1 protein-coding gene is annotated in these 732 nt (G+C 37.4%); it reads right to left on the bottom strand.

Annotated features, from left to right (window positions below):
• The coding region (locus JUI58_RS00370; protein ID WP_348539802.1) for a transposase at positions 1 to 732 on the bottom strand (732 nt) is incomplete at both ends.

Genomic DNA, 732 nt, shown 5'->3' with positions numbered 1-732 from the left:
TCTCGATAAAGTTAATTCCGTACTGTTGACAAAGTTGAGATATTCTATCTTTCAACTTTGCTGTGGGAATTTGCACGAATTCTTGATTGTTCTTTTTGCCGATATTAATCCCATCTTTATTGAACTGATTCCAACCAAAGACGACATTACTAATATTATTACTGAGACACCAATTAATAATGAACCTTGCGGCTTTATTAATATTGTCTCTCATTTGACGGTTACGTTTTTCGGCTAACTCGGCGAGTTCTTCATCCCAGTATCCTTGTGGCTTTCCTGTCTTGATTTTAGCAACCTGCTTGTTGTACCAATGATTCTGAGATTTGACCTTTTTTCCATCAATAATGAAGGATTTTCCCGTATTGGATACTCCCGTAATCCAATTATTTAATCCGGGGTCAATTCCTAAGACATTTCCATTCGCTTCAACAGGTTCAATGTCTGGCTGTTGGTAAACAAACTCAATATAAAAACATCCATTTCTGGGAAGTATTCGATACTCTTTGATTGATTTATAATCCAGATTTGAAGGCATGGGTAAGAGAAAATTATCGATTCCAAACCATGCCTTAACCTGATTGCCAAGGGTGAATTTTAATTGCCCATCTTTCAATTTGACCCATCGAGAGGGATAGCTAACAACTGCCATGCCTCCTTTCTTTCGGTAAGATGGTGGTTTGGGTCTAAAGTGTAATTTCTTCTCCTTGTACAACTTTGATAATTTCCCGTAGG

It is taken from the genome of Spirulina sp. CCY15215 (assembly GCF_016888125.1).
Lineage (GTDB): Bacteria > Cyanobacteriota > Cyanobacteriia > Cyanobacteriales > Spirulinaceae > CCY15215.
This window is presented reverse-complemented; position numbering and strand designations above follow the sequence as displayed.